General features: G+C 35.8%; 17 protein-coding genes. 9 read left to right on the top strand and 8 right to left on the bottom strand.

The window, feature by feature from the left end; genetic code table 11:
• The 4 genes from ACH2AZ_RS07940 to panC are packed head-to-tail and all read right to left on the bottom strand — an operon-like array spanning position 1 to position 3377.
• Positions 1-1149, bottom strand: coding sequence for an alpha/beta hydrolase (locus tag ACH2AZ_RS07940; protein WP_394907402.1), 1149 nt, complete (start codon positions 1147-1149; stop codon positions 1-3).
• A 42-nt stretch (positions 1150-1191) separates the two neighbouring features.
• Positions 1192-2160 (bottom strand): YbhN family protein, encoded by a 969-nt coding sequence (locus tag ACH2AZ_RS07935; protein ID WP_394907401.1) that lies wholly within the window; start codon positions 2158-2160, stop codon positions 1192-1194.
• Positions 2161-2165: 5 nt separating this feature from the next.
• Positions 2166-2516 (bottom strand): aspartate 1-decarboxylase, encoded by a 351-nt coding sequence (gene panD / locus ACH2AZ_RS07930; RefSeq protein WP_147862216.1) that lies wholly within the window; start codon positions 2514-2516, stop codon positions 2166-2168.
• A gap of 12 nt (positions 2517-2528) precedes the next feature.
• Positions 2529-3377, bottom strand: coding sequence for a pantoate--beta-alanine ligase (panC, locus tag ACH2AZ_RS07925; RefSeq protein ID WP_394907400.1), 849 nt, complete (start codon positions 3375-3377; stop codon positions 2529-2531).
• A gap of 111 nt (positions 3378-3488) precedes the next feature.
• Between panC and ACH2AZ_RS07920 the strand changes: the two genes are divergently transcribed.
• The 5 genes from ACH2AZ_RS07920 (at position 3489) to ACH2AZ_RS07900 (ending at position 9613) form a co-directional block, all read left to right on the top strand.
• On the top strand, positions 3489-4313 hold the full coding sequence (locus tag ACH2AZ_RS07920) for a glycogen/starch synthase (RefSeq protein ID WP_147862218.1): 825 nt from the start codon (positions 3489-3491) through the stop codon (positions 4311-4313).
• 3 nt (positions 4314-4316) lie between these two features.
• Positions 4317-5819: a DUF4270 domain-containing protein gene (locus ACH2AZ_RS07915; protein ID WP_394907399.1), complete on the top strand. Its 1503-nt coding sequence runs from the start codon at positions 4317-4319 to the stop codon at positions 5817-5819.
• Between the two features lie 2 nt (positions 5820-5821).
• Positions 5822-7669, top strand: a complete 1848-nt coding sequence (gene glmS, locus ACH2AZ_RS07910; protein ID WP_394907398.1) for a glutamine--fructose-6-phosphate transaminase (isomerizing) — start codon at positions 5822-5824, stop codon at positions 7667-7669.
• Positions 7670-7785: 116 nt separating this feature from the next.
• Positions 7786-9297, top strand: a complete 1512-nt coding sequence (atpD, locus tag ACH2AZ_RS07905; RefSeq protein ID WP_394907397.1) for a F0F1 ATP synthase subunit beta — start codon at positions 7786-7788, stop codon at positions 9295-9297.
• Positions 9298-9334: 37 nt separating this feature from the next.
• On the top strand, positions 9335-9613 hold the full coding sequence (locus ACH2AZ_RS07900; RefSeq protein WP_394907396.1) for a FoF1 ATP synthase subunit delta/epsilon: 279 nt from the start codon (positions 9335-9337) through the stop codon (positions 9611-9613).
• 68 nt (positions 9614-9681) lie between these two features.
• Here the strand turns inward: ACH2AZ_RS07900 and ACH2AZ_RS07895 are convergent, their stop codons facing one another.
• The 4 genes from ACH2AZ_RS07895 to ACH2AZ_RS07880 are packed head-to-tail and all read right to left on the bottom strand — an operon-like array spanning position 9682 to position 11823.
• Positions 9682-10557, bottom strand: coding sequence for a hypothetical protein (locus tag ACH2AZ_RS07895; protein WP_394907395.1), 876 nt, complete (start codon positions 10555-10557; stop codon positions 9682-9684).
• 37 nt (positions 10558-10594) lie between these two features.
• A complete protein-coding gene (locus tag ACH2AZ_RS07890; RefSeq protein WP_394907394.1) occupies positions 10595-10798 on the bottom strand; it encodes a helix-turn-helix domain-containing protein in 204 nt (67 codons plus the stop codon).
• A 12-nt stretch (positions 10799-10810) separates the two neighbouring features.
• Positions 10811-11311 carry a DUF2975 domain-containing protein gene (locus tag ACH2AZ_RS07885; protein WP_394907393.1) on the bottom strand — a complete coding sequence of 167 codons (501 nt, stop codon included), beginning with the start codon at positions 11309-11311 and terminating at the stop codon, positions 10811-10813.
• Positions 11308-11823 (bottom strand): DUF2975 domain-containing protein, encoded by a 516-nt coding sequence (locus ACH2AZ_RS07880; protein WP_394907392.1) that lies wholly within the window; start codon positions 11821-11823, stop codon positions 11308-11310. The genes ACH2AZ_RS07885 and ACH2AZ_RS07880 overlap by 4 nt, the downstream gene beginning before the upstream one ends.
• Before the next feature lie 161 nt (positions 11824-11984).
• On the opposite strand from ACH2AZ_RS07880, the gene ACH2AZ_RS07875 reads away from it, so the two are divergent.
• The 4 genes from ACH2AZ_RS07875 to ACH2AZ_RS07860 are packed head-to-tail and all read left to right on the top strand — an operon-like array spanning position 11985 to position 16584.
• Positions 11985-14297: a putative monovalent cation/H+ antiporter subunit A gene (locus ACH2AZ_RS07875; RefSeq protein ID WP_394907445.1), complete on the top strand. Its 2313-nt coding sequence runs from the start codon at positions 11985-11987 to the stop codon at positions 14295-14297.
• Between the two features lie 10 nt (positions 14298-14307).
• Positions 14308-14721 (top strand): Na+/H+ antiporter subunit B, encoded by a 414-nt coding sequence (locus ACH2AZ_RS07870; RefSeq protein WP_147862228.1) that lies wholly within the window; start codon positions 14308-14310, stop codon positions 14719-14721.
• 1 nt (position 14722) lies between these two features.
• Positions 14723-15076 carry a Na+/H+ antiporter subunit C gene (locus ACH2AZ_RS07865; protein ID WP_379047796.1) on the top strand — a complete coding sequence of 118 codons (354 nt, stop codon included), beginning with the start codon at positions 14723-14725 and terminating at the stop codon, positions 15074-15076.
• Positions 15073-16584: a proton-conducting transporter membrane subunit gene (locus ACH2AZ_RS07860; protein WP_394907391.1), complete on the top strand. Its 1512-nt coding sequence runs from the start codon at positions 15073-15075 to the stop codon at positions 16582-16584. Before ACH2AZ_RS07865 ends, ACH2AZ_RS07860 begins: the two co-directional genes overlap by 4 nt.

Here is a 16584-nt window from a genome sequence, read left to right as displayed (position 1 = left end):
TTACAACCCAAAATCTTTCTTCAAGGTATTTATTTTTTCTAAAATTAGGTCTTTATTAATGAAAGCGACCTCTTCTTTCCCAAAAGCGACTTGATATTTCCGTAAGGCTTTTTTTGGCTTTCCACTTGTTTCATAATAGCGAGCCTCAAAATAATCACCCAGCATGGTTTTTTCGTGTGCTTTTGAAGCTAACTTGCTTAATTCTTTATATTCATCATATTTTTCATTTACTTCAATAGCTTTGGCAATCATTACAAAATCGCTTACGCGGATTTTTATAGCTAAACCATATTGATTTCCTATGGTTTTATATTTCTCTATTAGATGATCAACCAGTGCATTCGTTTCAAGAAGTATTTCATAATCTTTTGCAGAATAAGCTCTAAATACCGAAAATATCTGTTCTAAAGCACTGGGGATAGCTTTTCCTACTAGGGTGTAATGTGTAGCGTTCTCGATGTTGTCAAAATAATAAAACAACTTTTGGTTTTCTAGTGTTCGTAAACGCTTGTCGGTGGCTAGAATTGTTTCGTGAAGCGCAGGAATGTCATTGCTACCCGTGGCAATGTAATACCATATTTTCTGGTCAATAGCTTTTAGTTGGGTAGCAAGATTGCTATATACAGGTTTGAGGTAGTCTGGACTTAAATTAATGTAGGCATCAAATATCGATTTGTCTTTAAAAAGATAATAATTCATGAAATTAGCGGTTCTGTTTTGCCCAATAATCATTTTAAAGGGAGCAATTCTATAATTTTTTTCGAGTAACGGAAGCAATTCCATTCCTAAAAATTCAAAAAACAGAGCGCCCTCGTCGGCTGGTAAGAGTGTTTCAAAATCTACCTTGGTATCGTTTTCTCTGCTGCCTATTTGATTTACACCCACCACTATCGCCTCAGGGATATCCTCCCAATAGCTGTAATAATCTATGTTGCCTGCAACTGGTTCAAAAAGATAGTCGCCATCAAGTACCACCACAAGGGGGTATTTTTTGTCTGTATTATTTTTATAATTTCGGGGGAGTTGAATTTTGAGTTCGCGTTCTACCTGTAATTTTTCAGATTTTATAATCTTGTAGGTAACTTGCGCTGATATAAAAAATGGAGAAATAAGGATTGATAAAATAACGATAAAATGCATCCTTTTCATATGAGCGGTTTCTAGTTGATTAACTGCTGGAAGATAAAAAATTTAATCCTTATTCTGAAATATAGGTAATAAAAATAAAGAAAGGCTTCCTAAAATGATATTTACTAGCGTTTGAGAGCCCCATAATACCCAACCGAATGCTTCGCCAGTTTCTCTAGGTATGCCATATAAAAACATCGCACTGCCTATAGCAATGGGGTATATGCCTATTCCGCCGTTGGAGAGCGTGATGGCAAAACTGCCCACTACAAAGGCTAGCATAATTACATTGGCAGGAATATCTTCGGCACCATAAATGGCATATTTCATTACAAAAAACATGCTTATATACATAGCCCATATAAAAACAGTATGAAAAAGAAACCACCATCGTTTTTCCATTTTTAAGATGCTTTTCATTCCTAGCAAAATACCCTGACCGAAATCCCGTAATTTACTTAGCCACTTGTTTTTGGTTCGTTTAATAATCCGTAAAAACAAGATACCTCCACCTATTAAAATACCTAGAGCCAATAAACCTATAAAAGGGTTAATTTCAAATCGGTTAAAAAGGAATATAAGTTGCTCGCTCTGCAAAAAGAAGGTAAAACTTACCACTAAAAAAAGCATAATTAAATCGGCTACTCGCTCAGAAATAATGGTACCTAGACTGGTTTCAAAAGGTATTTTTTTGTAGCTGGCAACGGTAGCGGCCCGTAGTACTTCTCCCGAACGAGGAACGCCAAGATTTGCCAAGTAACCACTCATTACAGCCGGGAAGCTAAGTTTAAAAGGCAATTTGTAGCCTAAAGGTTCTATTAAAAATTTCCAACGGTAGGCACGGGAAGCGTGGGAAAGCACACCAAAACTTACCGATAATAAAACATACCCTATTTTCGCTTCAAGAATATTCTCATACAAAGCTTGGCGTTCTTGAGGGGTGGAGTGTAAATAAGACAAATAAACAAAAAATACTCCCAAAAATAATGGGAGTATCGTCTTAAGGTATTTTATAGATTGCTTGCGAGGCATTTGCTTTATTCTAATAAATTATTTTCCTCATTAGGAAATAATATAGCGGGTTTAAAGTTTTTAGCTTCCTCGATATCCATTATGGCATAGGTGATTAAGATAAGTACATCTCCTTTAGCTACTTTTCTTGCGGCCGCGCCATTTAGGCATATTTCACCAGAATTTCTTGGTCCAGGAATTGCATAGGTCTCAAGGCGTTCGCCATTGTTATTATTGACTATTTGCACCTTCTCACCCTCTACAATATTTGCAGCGTCCATTAGGTCTTCATCTATAGTAATACTACCTATATAATTTAAATCGGCCCCCGTAACTTTTACGCGGTGAATTTTTGATTTTACAACGTGAATTTGCATCTTTATGTTGATTTAATTTAATGCCATATTATCGATTAAACGTACCTCTCCAGCATAAGCGGCAATAAATGCTCGGTATTTGGTGCCGGTTTCTATTTTTTTTGCAGGCTCGAGTGTTTCTGCATTTGCAATAATAAAATACTCTAATTTCAAAATAGGTGAGTTCTTAAACTTTTTTTCAATATCGGCACTTAGTTCTATAACAGATTTTGTGCCAAACTTTTGCTTTACTCCTTGTAAACTTTGAAAAATAAGGCTTGCCCTTTCGCGTTGCTCGGTTGTAAGCAATTCATTTCGGGAACTTCTAGCCAAGCCGTTTTTTTCGCGGCTTATAGAGCAAGGAATAATAGTGACTGGTAATTTTTCAATTTCGACCAATTTTTTGATGATTAAGAGTTGTTGGTAGTCTTTCTCCCCAAAAAAAGCATAGTCTGGCTTTACTAACCTAAGCAGTTTATTTACAATAGTACCTACACCATCAAAATGACCTTGTCTAAATTGTCCTTCCATATAGTTGGCTAATGGGCCAAATTCATATGTGTTGGCTTGTAATTGGTCGCTATACATCGTTTGTTCAGACGGGGCAAATATTATGCAGTCTGGATAATGATGGGCCAGTAGCTCGCTGTCTTTTTCTAAGGTGCGCGGATAATTAGCTAAATCATTTTGATTATTAAACTGCGTAGGGTTTACAAATATGCTAATCACAACAACATCAGTTGTGGTGTATGCTTTTTCTACCAATGATAAATGCCCGGTATGTAAAGCTCCCATAGTGGGTACTAGCCCAATCTTTTTACCTGCTTTACGCTTGGCAGAAAGCAGGTTTTCTAATGATTCTCTCTCGTGTATTATGTGCACGTTAATTTTTTTAACTCGTGCAAAATTAATATATTACTGGTAAACTGCATAAATTTTTGTAATTTTGCCTGTTTTTTGTCGTTAACAGTAATTTCCAATTCTAAATTATTTATGAAAGATAAACGAATTTTGTACGTGTCTTCAGAGGTAATCCCATACCTTCCAGAAACAGAAATATCATCTATGTCTTTTGAAGTTCCCCGCATGGTGAATAACCAGGGAGGACAAATACGTATTTTTATGCCAAGATTTGGTAATATAAATGAGAGAAGACATCAGTTGCACGAGGTTATTCGCTTATCGGGAATGAATCTTGTGATAAATGATTTAGATATGCCGCTTATTATAAAAGTAGCTTCGGTACCTAAAGAAAGGATGCAAGTTTACTTTATAGATAATGAGGATTATTTTAAGCGTAAAGCCACTTTAACCGATGAAGACGGTCAGTTATATGATGATAACGATGAGCGCGCTATTTTCTTTGCAAAGGGAGTTATAGAAACCGTTAAAAAACTAAATTGGGCGCCAGATATTATTCATGTACACGGATGGCTAGCCTCGCTTTTACCCCTTTATTTAAGAAATTATTACGGAAATGAACCTTTATTTGCCGAATCAAAAATTGTAACTTCTATTTACAACAAAGGTTTTGAAGGTGAGTTAGATAGTGAAATGCAAACCAAGGTGCTTTTTGATGGACTAGAAGATGATGTAGTAACCCCATTGCAGCAACCAGATTATGCTGCATTAATGAAAGTGGCAATTGATAATTCAGACGCTTTAATTAAAGGAAGTGCAGAATTGCCAGATGGAGTTTTGCAACATATAGAAAATGCTGACGTACCTGTATTAGAATACAAGTCGAAGGAAGAATTCTCTCAAGCTTATCAAGATTTTTATCTGCACGATGTCTTGGGAGAGGAAAAAGAAGATTAATTTATGAATTTTATTCGAATAGTTTTAAGTGCAATTGTATTAAGTCTAGTTTTTGTTTCTTGCGAAGATGATTTGACTCAAACAGGAAGCGGTCTAGTTGGTGAGACCAATTTTAATGCACAGAAGTACAACTTAGTCTCGCTGACGGCAAAAACTGAACCTATTAAAAAAGTTCAAACCAATGCCTTGTCTAGTTATGCACTAGGATTTAATCAAGATCCTATTTATGGTGAAACCTCGGCAAATATTTTAAGTCAGCTTCGTTTAGGTTTTCCAAATCCTCAATTCAATGGCAACCCTGTAGTTGATAGTGTAGTAATGTTGGTACCTTATTTTAGCCGAATTAAGTCAAGGGAAGGAGAGAATGTTACCTATGCGTTAGATTCCCTTTACGGAAATGATTCTTACACACTTGAAATTTATCGTTCGAATTATTTTTTAAGAGATCTAGATCCAACAGAAAACTATGAGGCTCAGAAGTATTATAGTGACCAGCAAAGTTTATTTGAAAGCAATTTAGAAAGTACGCCAATTCATATTGAAAATAATTTCAGTCCTTCAGCAAGCGCTGTAAGTGTGGTTGATTTTGAATCGGGTAAATTAGATACGCTATCTAAAAGCCCTAGAATGAAACTAAAGTTGCCTGCTGCTTATTTTCAACAGCATGTAATCAATAAAGCAGGCAGCGATGCTTTGCTAAGTAATGAAAATTTTAAAAATCATTTTAGAGGGCTTTATTTTAAAGTTAAGAATAATTCGGGTACGCCCTCACAAGCATACACCTTATTAAACTTGAGGTCTGATGAGGCCGAGATTTTAATCTATTATCATATTCCTGCTACTGGGGTAGATGAAGAAGATGAAACCGGAATTTACCGATTGAAATTTAGCGGTCAAATGGTGAATGTTTTTGATACGCAAAATCAAAATATCCCAACTGGGCAAGGCCTTTATCTTAAAGGAGGTGCTGGTTCAATGGCGGTTATAAATTTATTTACCGAAGAGGGCGAGTTAGAAGATTTGAGAGCAAATAATTGGTTAATAAATGAGGCTAATCTTACTTTTTACGTGAATGAATCGGCTTTAGCTGGAGGGGAAAAACAACCCAATCGCTTATTTATATATGATTTAACCAATGGTGCCACCTTGGCGGATTACACTTTAGATATAACCGCTAATGATAATAATCCGAATATATCAAGGCTGAACCATTTGCAACCGCTTACTACCGAAGATGGTGTTTCTTTTTATAAACTTAGAATTACGAATTATATAGGAGATTTGTTAAACCCGGAAAGCGAGCGTACTAGTTCTAAATTAGGAGTAGTATTATCTAATAATGTTAATGTATTTAATCCGGTAACGGTAGATTTGCCTAATGAGTCTGAACTTAAGCGGATTCCCTCGCCAATGGTATTGAACCCTTATAGCACTGTATTATATGGTGTTCAAGCGCCAGAAGGCAAAGAATTGAAATTAGAAATTTTTTATACACAACCAGATTAATTATGTGTGGAATTGTAGGTTATATAGGTCATAGAGACGCGTATCCAATTGTTTTAAAGGGATTACAGCGATTAGAGTATAGAGGATATGATAGTGCTGGAATTGCATTGTATGATGGTGAATCGCTAAAGGTTTGTAAAACTCAAGGAAAGGTTCAAGATTTAAAAGAGAAGTTTGAGAAAACTACCGAAACTAGCGGTACAATAGGAATAGGACATACCAGGTGGGCAACACACGGAGTGCCTAATGACGTAAACTCTCACCCGCACTACTCGAACTCTGGAGATTTGGTAATTATTCACAACGGAATTATCGAAAACTACGATGCTTTAAGAAAAGAATTAATTTCTAGAGGATACACTTTTCAATCTGATACAGATACAGAAGTGTTGGTTAACCTTATTGAGGAGATAAAAAAGCAAGAGAATATAAAGTTAGGTAAAGCCGTTCAAATCGCACTTAATCAAACAATTGGCGCCTATGCAATAGCTGTTTTTGATCGTAATAAACCCGATGAAATTGTAGTAGCTCGTCTAGGAAGTCCTTTGGCTATTGGAGTAGGCGAGGATGAATTTTTTATTGCTTCAGATGCTTCACCTTTTATAGAATTTACCAACAATGCTATTTATCTAGAAGATGGCGAAATGGCAATTGTAAGAAGGGGTAGAGACGTTAAAATCCGTAAAATAAAAAATGATAATCTAGTTGATCCTTATATTCAAGAGTTGCAACTTAATCTTGAGCAGATTGAAAAAGGAGGATATGAGCATTTTATGCTTAAAGAGATTTACGAGCAACCTGATGCAGTAACAGATACTTACAGAGGTCGTATGTTGGTTGAGCAAAGCCTGATTAGAATGGCGGGTGTTGATGATAATTTAGAGCGCTTTTTAAATGCTGACCGAATAATAATTGTGGCTTGTGGTACTTCATGGCATGCGGGTCTAGTTGCTGAGTATATTTTTGAGGATATAGCACGTATACCTGTTGAGGTGGAATATGCTTCGGAATTTAGATACAGGAACCCTATTATCGGTTCAAAAGACGTCGTAATTGCTATTTCTCAGTCTGGAGAAACAGCCGATACTATGGCGGCTATTAAACTCGCCAAAGAAAAAGGTGCTTTTGTGTTTGGGGTATGTAATGTTGTAGGTTCATCGATCTCGCGAGAAACCCATGCTGGAGCTTACACCCATGCCGGACCTGAAATAGGGGTAGCCTCAACCAAAGCCTTTACCACCCAGATAACGGTTTTAAGTTTGATTGCTTTAAAACTTGCTAAAGCCAAAGGAGCGATTTCGAATTCAGATTTTCAATACCATTTAGAAGAATTAGATTTAATTCCAGAAAAAATAAAACAAGCCTTGGCTTCTAACGAGCATATTAAAAAAGTGGCTCATAAATATATGAATGCGGCTAATTTCCTATACTTAGGTAGAGGTTTTAATTTTCCTGTAGCACTTGAAGGGGCTTTAAAATTAAAAGAGATATCTTATATTCACGCAGAAGGTTATCCTGCCGCCGAGATGAAACACGGCCCTATTGCATTGATTGATGAAAAAATGCCAGTGGTGGTTATTGCCACCAAAAAAGGGCACTACGAAAAAGTAGTTAGCAATATTCAAGAGATAAAATCCCGAAAAGGGAAAATTATTGCAGTAGTTACAGAAGGCGACCAAGATGTAAGATCTATGGCCGATTATGTGATAGAGGTTCCCGATACGGTTGAAGCCCTCACGCCATTGCTTACAACCATACCTCTACAATTACTCTCTTATCATATTGCGGTAATGTTGGGTAAAAATGTAGATCAGCCCAGAAATTTAGCAAAATCTGTAACGGTAGAGTAAGTAATTTAAAATTTATGAAAGCGTGCTAGAAAATTTATAAAAAAAATCTATCTTTGCAGCCAGAAAAAGCAATACCATTTTTGGTGATTACAAACTATAAATAAAACCATTAGATAATGTCTAAAGTTACAGGTAAAGTTGTACAAATTATAGGTCCTGTTGTTGATGTTGAGTTTAACACAGAGAACGCCGAGTTACCCAAGATTTATGATTCTCTTGAAATCGTAAGAGAAAACGGAGCAAAACTCGTACTTGAAGTGCAAACACATATTGGAGAAAATATGGTAAGAACCATCGCAATGGATTCTGCCGATGGATTAAGTAGAGGGGCCGAAGTGGTAGCTACTGGTAATCCTATTCAAATGCCAATAGGCGATGATGTTTATGGACGTCTATTCAATGTAACTGGTGACGCTATTGACGGTTTAGGTGATTTACCAAAAACCGGTAAAGATGGTTTGTCAATACACCGTGAGGCTCCAAAGTTTGAAGACTTATCTGTATCTACAGAAGTTCTATTTACAGGTATTAAGGTAATTGATTTGATTGAGCCTTATGCTAAAGGTGGTAAAATTGGCCTTTTTGGAGGAGCAGGAGTAGGTAAAACCGTTCTTATTCAGGAATTAATTAACAACATCGCCAAAGGACACGGTGGACTTTCTGTGTTTGCTGGAGTAGGTGAGCGTACCCGTGAAGGTAATGACTTGTTGCGTGAGATGTTAGAATCTGGAATTATTAAGTACGGAGATGATTTTATGCACTCGATGGAAGACGGTGGATGGGATCTTAAGAAAGTAGATAAATCTGCTATGAAAGAGTCTAAGGCAACCTTCGTATTCGGACAAATGAATGAGCCACCAGGAGCACGTGCTCGTGTTGCTTTGTCTGGTCTAACCATTGCGGAATATTTTAGAGATGGAGCAGGAGATGGTCAAGGTAAAGATGTACTTTTCTTTGTAGATAATATATTTAGATTTACCCAGGCAGGTTCTGAGGTGTCGGCATTGTTAGGGCGTATGCCATCTGCTGTAGGTTATCAGCCTACCTTAGCAACAGAAATGGGGGCTATGCAGGAACGTATTACTTCAACTAAAAAAGGATCTATTACATCGGTACAAGCAGTATATGTACCAGCAGATGATTTAACCGATCCAGCACCAGCAACTACATTTGCTCACTTAGATGCTACTACCGTATTATCGCGTAAAATTGCCGAGTTAGGTATTTATCCTGCGGTAGATCCATTAGATTCTACCTCGAGAATTCTTACCGCTGATATCCTTGGTGATGATCATTATAATTGTGCACAACGTGTAAAAGAGTTGTTGCAGCGATATAAAGAACTACAAGATATTATTGCGATCTTAGGTATGGAAGAATTATCTGAGGAAGATAAACTTGCTGTATCAAGAGCAAGACGTGTACAGCGTTTCTTATCGCAGCCATTCCACGTAGCAGAACAGTTTACTGGTTTAAAAGGAGTGTTAGTAGATATTAAAGATACCATTAAAGGGTTTAACATGATTATGGATGGTGAGTTAGATCACATACCAGAAGCAGCCTTCAACTTGAAAGGGACTATCGAAGAAGCTATCGAGGCTGGAGAAAAAATGTTAGCTGAAGCTTAATCATAAAGAACGCTTTAAAGCTGTAAAATTTAAAAGTATGCACGTAGAAATTGTAACCCCAGAAAAAGTATTGTTGAGTGCCGAAGTTGATTCGGTGGCAGTACCGGGTATTAATGGTGAATTTCAAATGCTTAATAATCACGAAGCTATTGTGTCTGTCTTGGTAGCAGGAAAGGTTAAAATAGACGGGAAAATTGAGTTAGATGAAACTATTGCTAAAGAATTTGCAACTGGAGAAGACGGTAGATTAGAGTACCATATTAAAGGCGGCGTGCTTGAATTTAATAATAATAAAGCGATAGTGTTAGCCGATTAAATTGATCTTACTATAAAACTAAAAAAGCCCGAACACTAGTTCGGGCTTTTATTATCTAAAATAAAGCATTAGTAATAATCAAAATTAATAGTATAACGTACAGTTTGTACTTGGGTGTCAAGGTTTTCAGCAATAAAGACTCCTTCTACAGGATAGTTATCTGTATTGTAAGTGTAGTCTACAGTATATGAAGGCCATTGAGATTCATCATACTCTTTCTTTTCAGTAATATTGTAAGGACTAATACAGTATAAATCTTTTATGATTCTTCCTATACTTGTTGTTGTTGAGCCGTTATATGAAACACCTGTTAGATTTTTATCTATTACAAACCCAAACTCATCAAATAAATAATAAAAAGGATTATTATAATTGTCAAATTGTAAAAACTGCTTAAAGCCTGGGTCATATTGGTTTTCAAATGTTTCGGTTTTCTCTATTTTGTTGCTGGCATCGTAAAAAATATTGACAGTAGGAAACATATTTAAGCCCATAATTTGCGAGGTTAAACCATTGTTGTTATAAGCGTAGATATAACCAGCGATTTCCTGTAATGTATTATTACCATGGTAGCTATGAACTATGGAGCTTTCAGCATTGCCAAAATTATTTGAATCACCGAAATCTATAGAAGTAGCATTAGGGTTCATTTCATATTTAATGGTTTCTTCTATTTTATCTGAAGCATTATATGTAAAAGAATAATAAGTAATTTTATTTAACTCATTTACATAAGCAAGTTTATCTAGCTTATTGTCGTAGTAATGAAAATAAAAAGAATAAATGTCTCCATTTTGGTCTACAGTAAAGGATTTTAGTGAATTGGGGGCGGTGGTTTCTGTTTTTTCTTCTTCAATGATTTCTTCTTTAGAATCATCGTTGTTGCAAGAAGTTATTAAGGAGAAAGTAAGAAATAGGGGGAGTAGTACTTTGATTGATTTCATAAGATTAATTTCTTTTTAGCTAAATAAAGATAATCAATTATAATTTATATACAATAATATCTCCTGGTTGGCAATCTAATGCTTCACAAATAGCTTCAAGCGTGGTAAAACGAATTGCTTTGGCTTTCCCGGTTTTTAAAATAGATAAATTGGCTGTTGTGATACCAACTCGTTGGGCTAATTCTTTAGATTTCATCCCTTTTTCCTCTAAAACTTCATCCAGCCTAATAATAATGGGCATAGCGTTCTTACCTTAAATTGTTAAATCATTTTCGTTTTTTACCTCTTGATGTTCTTTTAAAAGTTGGCTTACAACTAGCATAAAAACACCAATACAGCCCGTAAACAAGACGTAATGGCTATTGTATATCCCAAAATTAGCTCCGCCAAGGAAATCTTCAAAAACAAAATATTTTAAAATACCTAATATAATCTCAGATATACAAGCTAAGATTAACATAAGACCTATGCGCTTGATTAAGCTAATATGCTTTTGGTTGTTAAATCCATTACGGAGGAAATTCTTTGCTACTCTTCTAAAATTTAAAACGGCATAGAAGAATGAAGCTGAACTCAAAAAAGCGAGTAGTAAGAAAGTTGTTTTGATTAGCCAGTTAAGTTCTGTTTTTATAGGTGCCTCAGGTGCCAATAACTTGAGCCCGAAAAACCAACTAAGAATATGATTGAGCAAGGCAAACCCGACGATAAAAGCCAAAATATCTAATAAGGTGAAAAAAATTATCTTTTTTGTCATATGGTTAAATTTATTTCGTTTTTATTTTGTTGGGCAATTTTAAAAATTGTGGATAAAAACAGGAAAAATAAGCCTAAAACTAAATGAAATAGGGTACCTGTAAAATCATAATTGATATGAAAGCCAAATTCTATTTTAGCTTCGGTCAATAAGATAGAAATGAAACTTGCTAGAAACTGTACAGCTTTTATGGATAAAATTAATATTCCAATGTTTTTTAATCTATTGATCTGATGGATGCTGAAAAAGTCCTTTCTGTAAAAATCTGAAACAAGATCTTTAAAATGTTTAAGGGTGAATATATAGAGCAAACTAACTATGATCCAATTATAAAAAATTAAGTCATGGGTAGCTGATGCGTTTATCGACAGCCAATGTAAGTTTTCTATTGCGGCTAAATTTTGACTAAAAAGTTTCATATAGGACAATAGCCCCAATGAAATTATATAAAATAGAACCGATAGATAAAATAAAGTTCCTATGAAGGTGCGTAAGATTTTTAAGCTGTTCATGATATTATTGTTTATCGATAACAAATGTAAATAAAATTATCGAATAACAATAATTATAACTGCATATAATGTTATCAACGTGTTAAACCTGTAGAATATAACTTTCGCTGCTAAGGGTTTAACTTTTAGTTTTTATATTTGTGAATTCAATACTTTTATCTATGCTTTTAGCCATATTAATTGGATTTTTTGCGGCATTATCTCAATTGTTGTTTGGTAAATTTATGAAGGGTAAACTTTCTATTTTACTAAGCTTAGTTCCGCTAGCATTTTTTATATTTTTTGTTCAATATATTCCGGCCATTGCCGCTGGCGAAATTGTAACAGCCAAGCACACTTGGGTTTCCTCATTTGGGGTAGACTTAGATTTGAGATTGGATGGTTTAGCGCTTCTTTTTAGTTTGATGATAACAGGAATAGGAACTTTGGTTTTTATTTACACCTCGGCTTATTTAAAAAATCATCCTATGCTAGATCGGTTTTATGGCTACCTATTCATCTTTATGGCAGCTATGCTTGGGCTGGTGCTATCTGATAATTTTCTGGCCATGTTTATCTTTTGGGAGCTTACTAGTATTAGTTCATTCTTCTTAATCGGATTTAATAATACCAATCCAGATTCCCGCAAATCTGCTTTAACCGCCTTATCTATTACCGGAATTGGCGGATTACTATTTCTAGCAGGCGGTTTGTTGCTTGGGGAGGTTACTGGCACCTACCAGATTTCTCAAATGATAAGTCAAAACGAACTTTTAGTAAATCATAGTTTGTATGTCTTAACTGTTGCCTTAATTTTTGGGGCAGCTTTCACCAAATCGGCTCAGTTTCCTTTTCATTTTTGGCTGCCCGGTGCGATGAAGGCCCCTACACCGGTTTCAACTTATTTGCACTCTGCAACCATGGTAAAAGCAGGAATATATTTATTGTTTAGGCTTTCGCCGGTTTTAGGAAATAGCGATTTTTGGAACAATACCCTGCTAATCGTTGGGGGTATTACCATGCTTTATGCCGCATTTCACACCTTATTCAGAACAGATTTAAAAGGAATTTTAGCTTATTCTACAATTGCGGCTTTAGGTATTCTTACTTTTTTAATAGGTTTAGGTACCAAAGAATCTTTTATTGCAGCCGCGGTATTTATTCTAGTACACGCGCTTTATAAAGCAACGTTATTCCTTATGACCGGAGCGATAGACTTATACACCGGCACGCGAGATGTTACCAAGCTTTCAGGCCTACACAAGGTTATGTTGCCTATTGCCATAGCTGGAGGGTTAGCTGCAATTTCAAATGCGGGAATTCCACCTAGTATTGGTTTCATAGGTAAAGATCTTATTTACGAAAGTACTTTACATTTTAGACATAACGCTACTTTACTTACCACACTTGCTATTCTTACTAATATATTAATTGGCTATGCAGGCTATGTTGCTGGGGTTAAGCCATTTATAGGGAGAACGCCAACAGGATTAGAAAAAGTAACATTCCCACATCCAGCTATTTGGATACCTCCAGTTATATTAGGGGTGCTAGGATTTGTTTTTGGTTTATTTCCAAGTCTGGTTGAGGCTTCTCTTATAAAACCAATAGTAGCTACCACGGGCGTAGATACAAGTGATATCCATATCAAGTTATGGCATGGTTTTAATACCGTATTGGGTTTGAGTGCTATAACAATCATTTCGGGAATCGCTTTGTATTTTATTTGGAAACCCAATGCAACTAAACGCTATTTTATTCAACGTTTTGATAAACTTTCGCCAAAATTCATAATTGAAACCTTAGCGGATTGGTTCGAATCTTTTTCGGATTTGTGGACAAGAATTTTTCAGAACGGATACTTGCGCAATTATATCACTGTAATTGTAGTCTTTTTAATTTCATTGGTAGCATTTACCTTGCTTAACAATACGACTTACCAAATTGATTATAGTTCTTTTTCAAAACTAACCATATATGAAGTGGTTTCTTTATGTATTATGATTTTAGCTATAGGCTTTGCGGTGTTCACGAAATCGAGACTAGCAGCAGTTGCGGCTACAGGGGTAATGGGATATAGCATCTGTCTATTTTTCGTGTTTTATAGTGCTCCAGATTTAGCTATGACACAATTTGCTATTGATACTCTAACCGTTATCTTATTCGTTTTAGTTTTATATAAACTTCCGCGCTATTTAAATTTATCAGACTATAAAACCCGAGTTAAAGATGGTATTATTGCCATAGCTTTTGGTGGATTGGTCAGCATACTAGCTTTAGAAGTCTTGGCACAGCCGCAAAATAATGAGATAAGCAGCTATTATGCAGAAAATGCGTATGTGTTGGCGCATGGTAAAAACGTAGTAAATGTTATTTTAGTTGATTTTAGAGGTATAGATACTATGGTTGAAATCTCTGTTTTAGCTATTGCGGCTATAGGAGTTTTTGGGTTATTGAAGCTCAGATTGAAATCAGAAGAAAGAAAACAACAATAATTTAAAAGAGATGAGAACCTTAATTTTAAAAACAGCTTCAGATTACCTTTTGCCTATCTTGTTGCTTTTTTCAATATTTATCCTTCTTAGAGGGCATTATTTGCCTGGAGGCGGATTTGTGGGCGGACTAATGGCATCTATTGCTTTTGTTTTGCACGCGTTTGCCAACGGACTCAAAGACACAAAAAAATTATTAAAGTTTCATCCAGGATTTTTGATGCCTGCAGGTTTGCTCTTGTCTTTTTTGAGCGGATTGTTACCGGTAATTCTTCAAGATGCAGCTTTTATGACAGGCTTATGGCTGGAGAATCCTATACCAGTTATAGGTAGTATAGGTACAGCGCTCTTTTTTGATGTAGGCGTTTACATTGTTGTTCTAGGAGTCACTTTAACCATAATATTCACCATTTCAGAATCAGCTTAATATGGAGTTTCTTTTAGCTATAATGACAGGAGTTTTATATGCAGCGGGTTTGTATATGATGCTACGAAGAAGTTTAGTAAAACTTATAATTGGGCTTATTATAATTGGTAATGGGGCAAATCTGCTTATTTTTTTATTAGGTAGAATTACTAAAGGTGCTCCGCCTATTATTCCAGGAGATACTAAGTTCTTTGCCGATATTTATGCAGATCCTGTTCCGCAAGCCCTTATTTTGACAGCCATTGTTATCAGTTTTGGTTTGCAGTCTTTTGCTATTATATTGGTAAAACGAGCTTACCAAGTAGTTAAAACAGATGATTTAGACGAAATGAATACCATAGAAGAAGAAGTATGACGCAACAATTTTTACTATATCCATTACTTTGGCAATTGTTTTTAAGCATCGTGTTGATGTTTGCTTGGCGCCATATCCAAATACAAAAAATTATTAGTATTGTAGGGAGTGCAATTGGGGTAGGCCTTTCTGTAGCCCTCTTTTATGAAGTCTGGCAAAACGGAACCTTGGTAGTTCAAGCGGCCAGTTGGAAAGCTCCATTTGGAATAAGTTTCGTGGGCGATATGTTAGCGGCTACACTTGTGTTGTTAACATCAATAGCTGGGCTCGCGGTATCTAGCTATTCGGCGGCATCACTTATACCAGCCAGATTGAGATTTGGCTATTTTTCTATTTTCCATTTTTTAATTTTAGGCCTTACAGGAGCATTTTTAACCGGCGATATTTTTAACCTATATGTTTGGTTCGAAATTATTATAATAAGCTCATTTGTTTTAATAACTCTTGGTGGCGAAAAAGCACAAATAGAAGGTGCAGTTAAATATTTTACATTGAACTTTCTGGCTTCGATTATTTTTTTAACCGCAATTGCTGTGCTTTACGGATTAGCCGGATCGTTAAATATGGCAGATTTGGCTATTTTAATTCCACAGATTGAAAATAGAGGTCTGGTAGAAGTTGCTGCGATTCTATTTTTGGTGGCTTTCGGAATCAAATCGGCTGTTTTTCCACTGTATTTTTGGCTTCCAGCTTCTTACCATACGCCTCCATCTGCTATTGCTGCTATTTTTGGAGGTTTACTCACAAAAGTGGGCGTTTATGCACTGATTCGTTTCTTTAGCCTAATGTTTGTAGAAGATGTGTTGCTTGACCAAATTTTAATGGTAATCGCTATACTTACACTAATAAGCGGAGGTCTAGGCGCTATGGTGCAAACTAACGTACGAAAGGTATTTTCTTACTTGATTATTTGCCATATAGGATTTATGATCGCCGGTTTGGGAATGTTTACAGAATTGGCTATAGCGGGGGCTGTGTTTTATCTAATTCATGATATCGTGGTAAAAACCAATCTGTTTATGATTAGTGGTTTAATTTACCGAATTAAAGGAAGCAATAGATTTAAAGAGCTAGGCGGTATCTATAAAGAATATCCAAAATTAAGCTTAATGATGATTATTCCTATGTTCTCGCTTATAGGAATTCCCCCTTTGTCTGGTTTTTGGCCAAAGGTTAGCTTGATTATTGCTAGTTTCGATACGCAGAGTTACTTTATTTTGGCAGCCGTTATTTTTGCAAGCTTTATAACCCTTGTTGTGGTAGCTAAGCTATGGGCTGAGGTGTTCTGGAAAGAACCTGATAAATTTCCTAAGAAGAATCATTTCTTGTACTTTAAGAAAATGACTCTTGCTAGGAAATTGCAAATGATTTTACCTATAATGATGTTAACAGGAGTTTCGTTATATTTAGGTTTTGGAGCTGAAAACATTCAGCAGTTGTCTATGCGGATAACCAGTGAATTAATGAACACCGATTTTTATATCAATGCGGTTCTACCAAATAATTAA

The sequence above is a fragment of the uncultured Mesonia sp. genome, assembly GCA_947499595.1.
Lineage (GTDB): Bacteria > Bacteroidota > Bacteroidia > Flavobacteriales > Flavobacteriaceae > Mesonia > Mesonia sediminis.
Note: the sequence above shows the minus strand (reverse complement) of the source record. Positions and strands in the feature narration are given on the sequence as shown.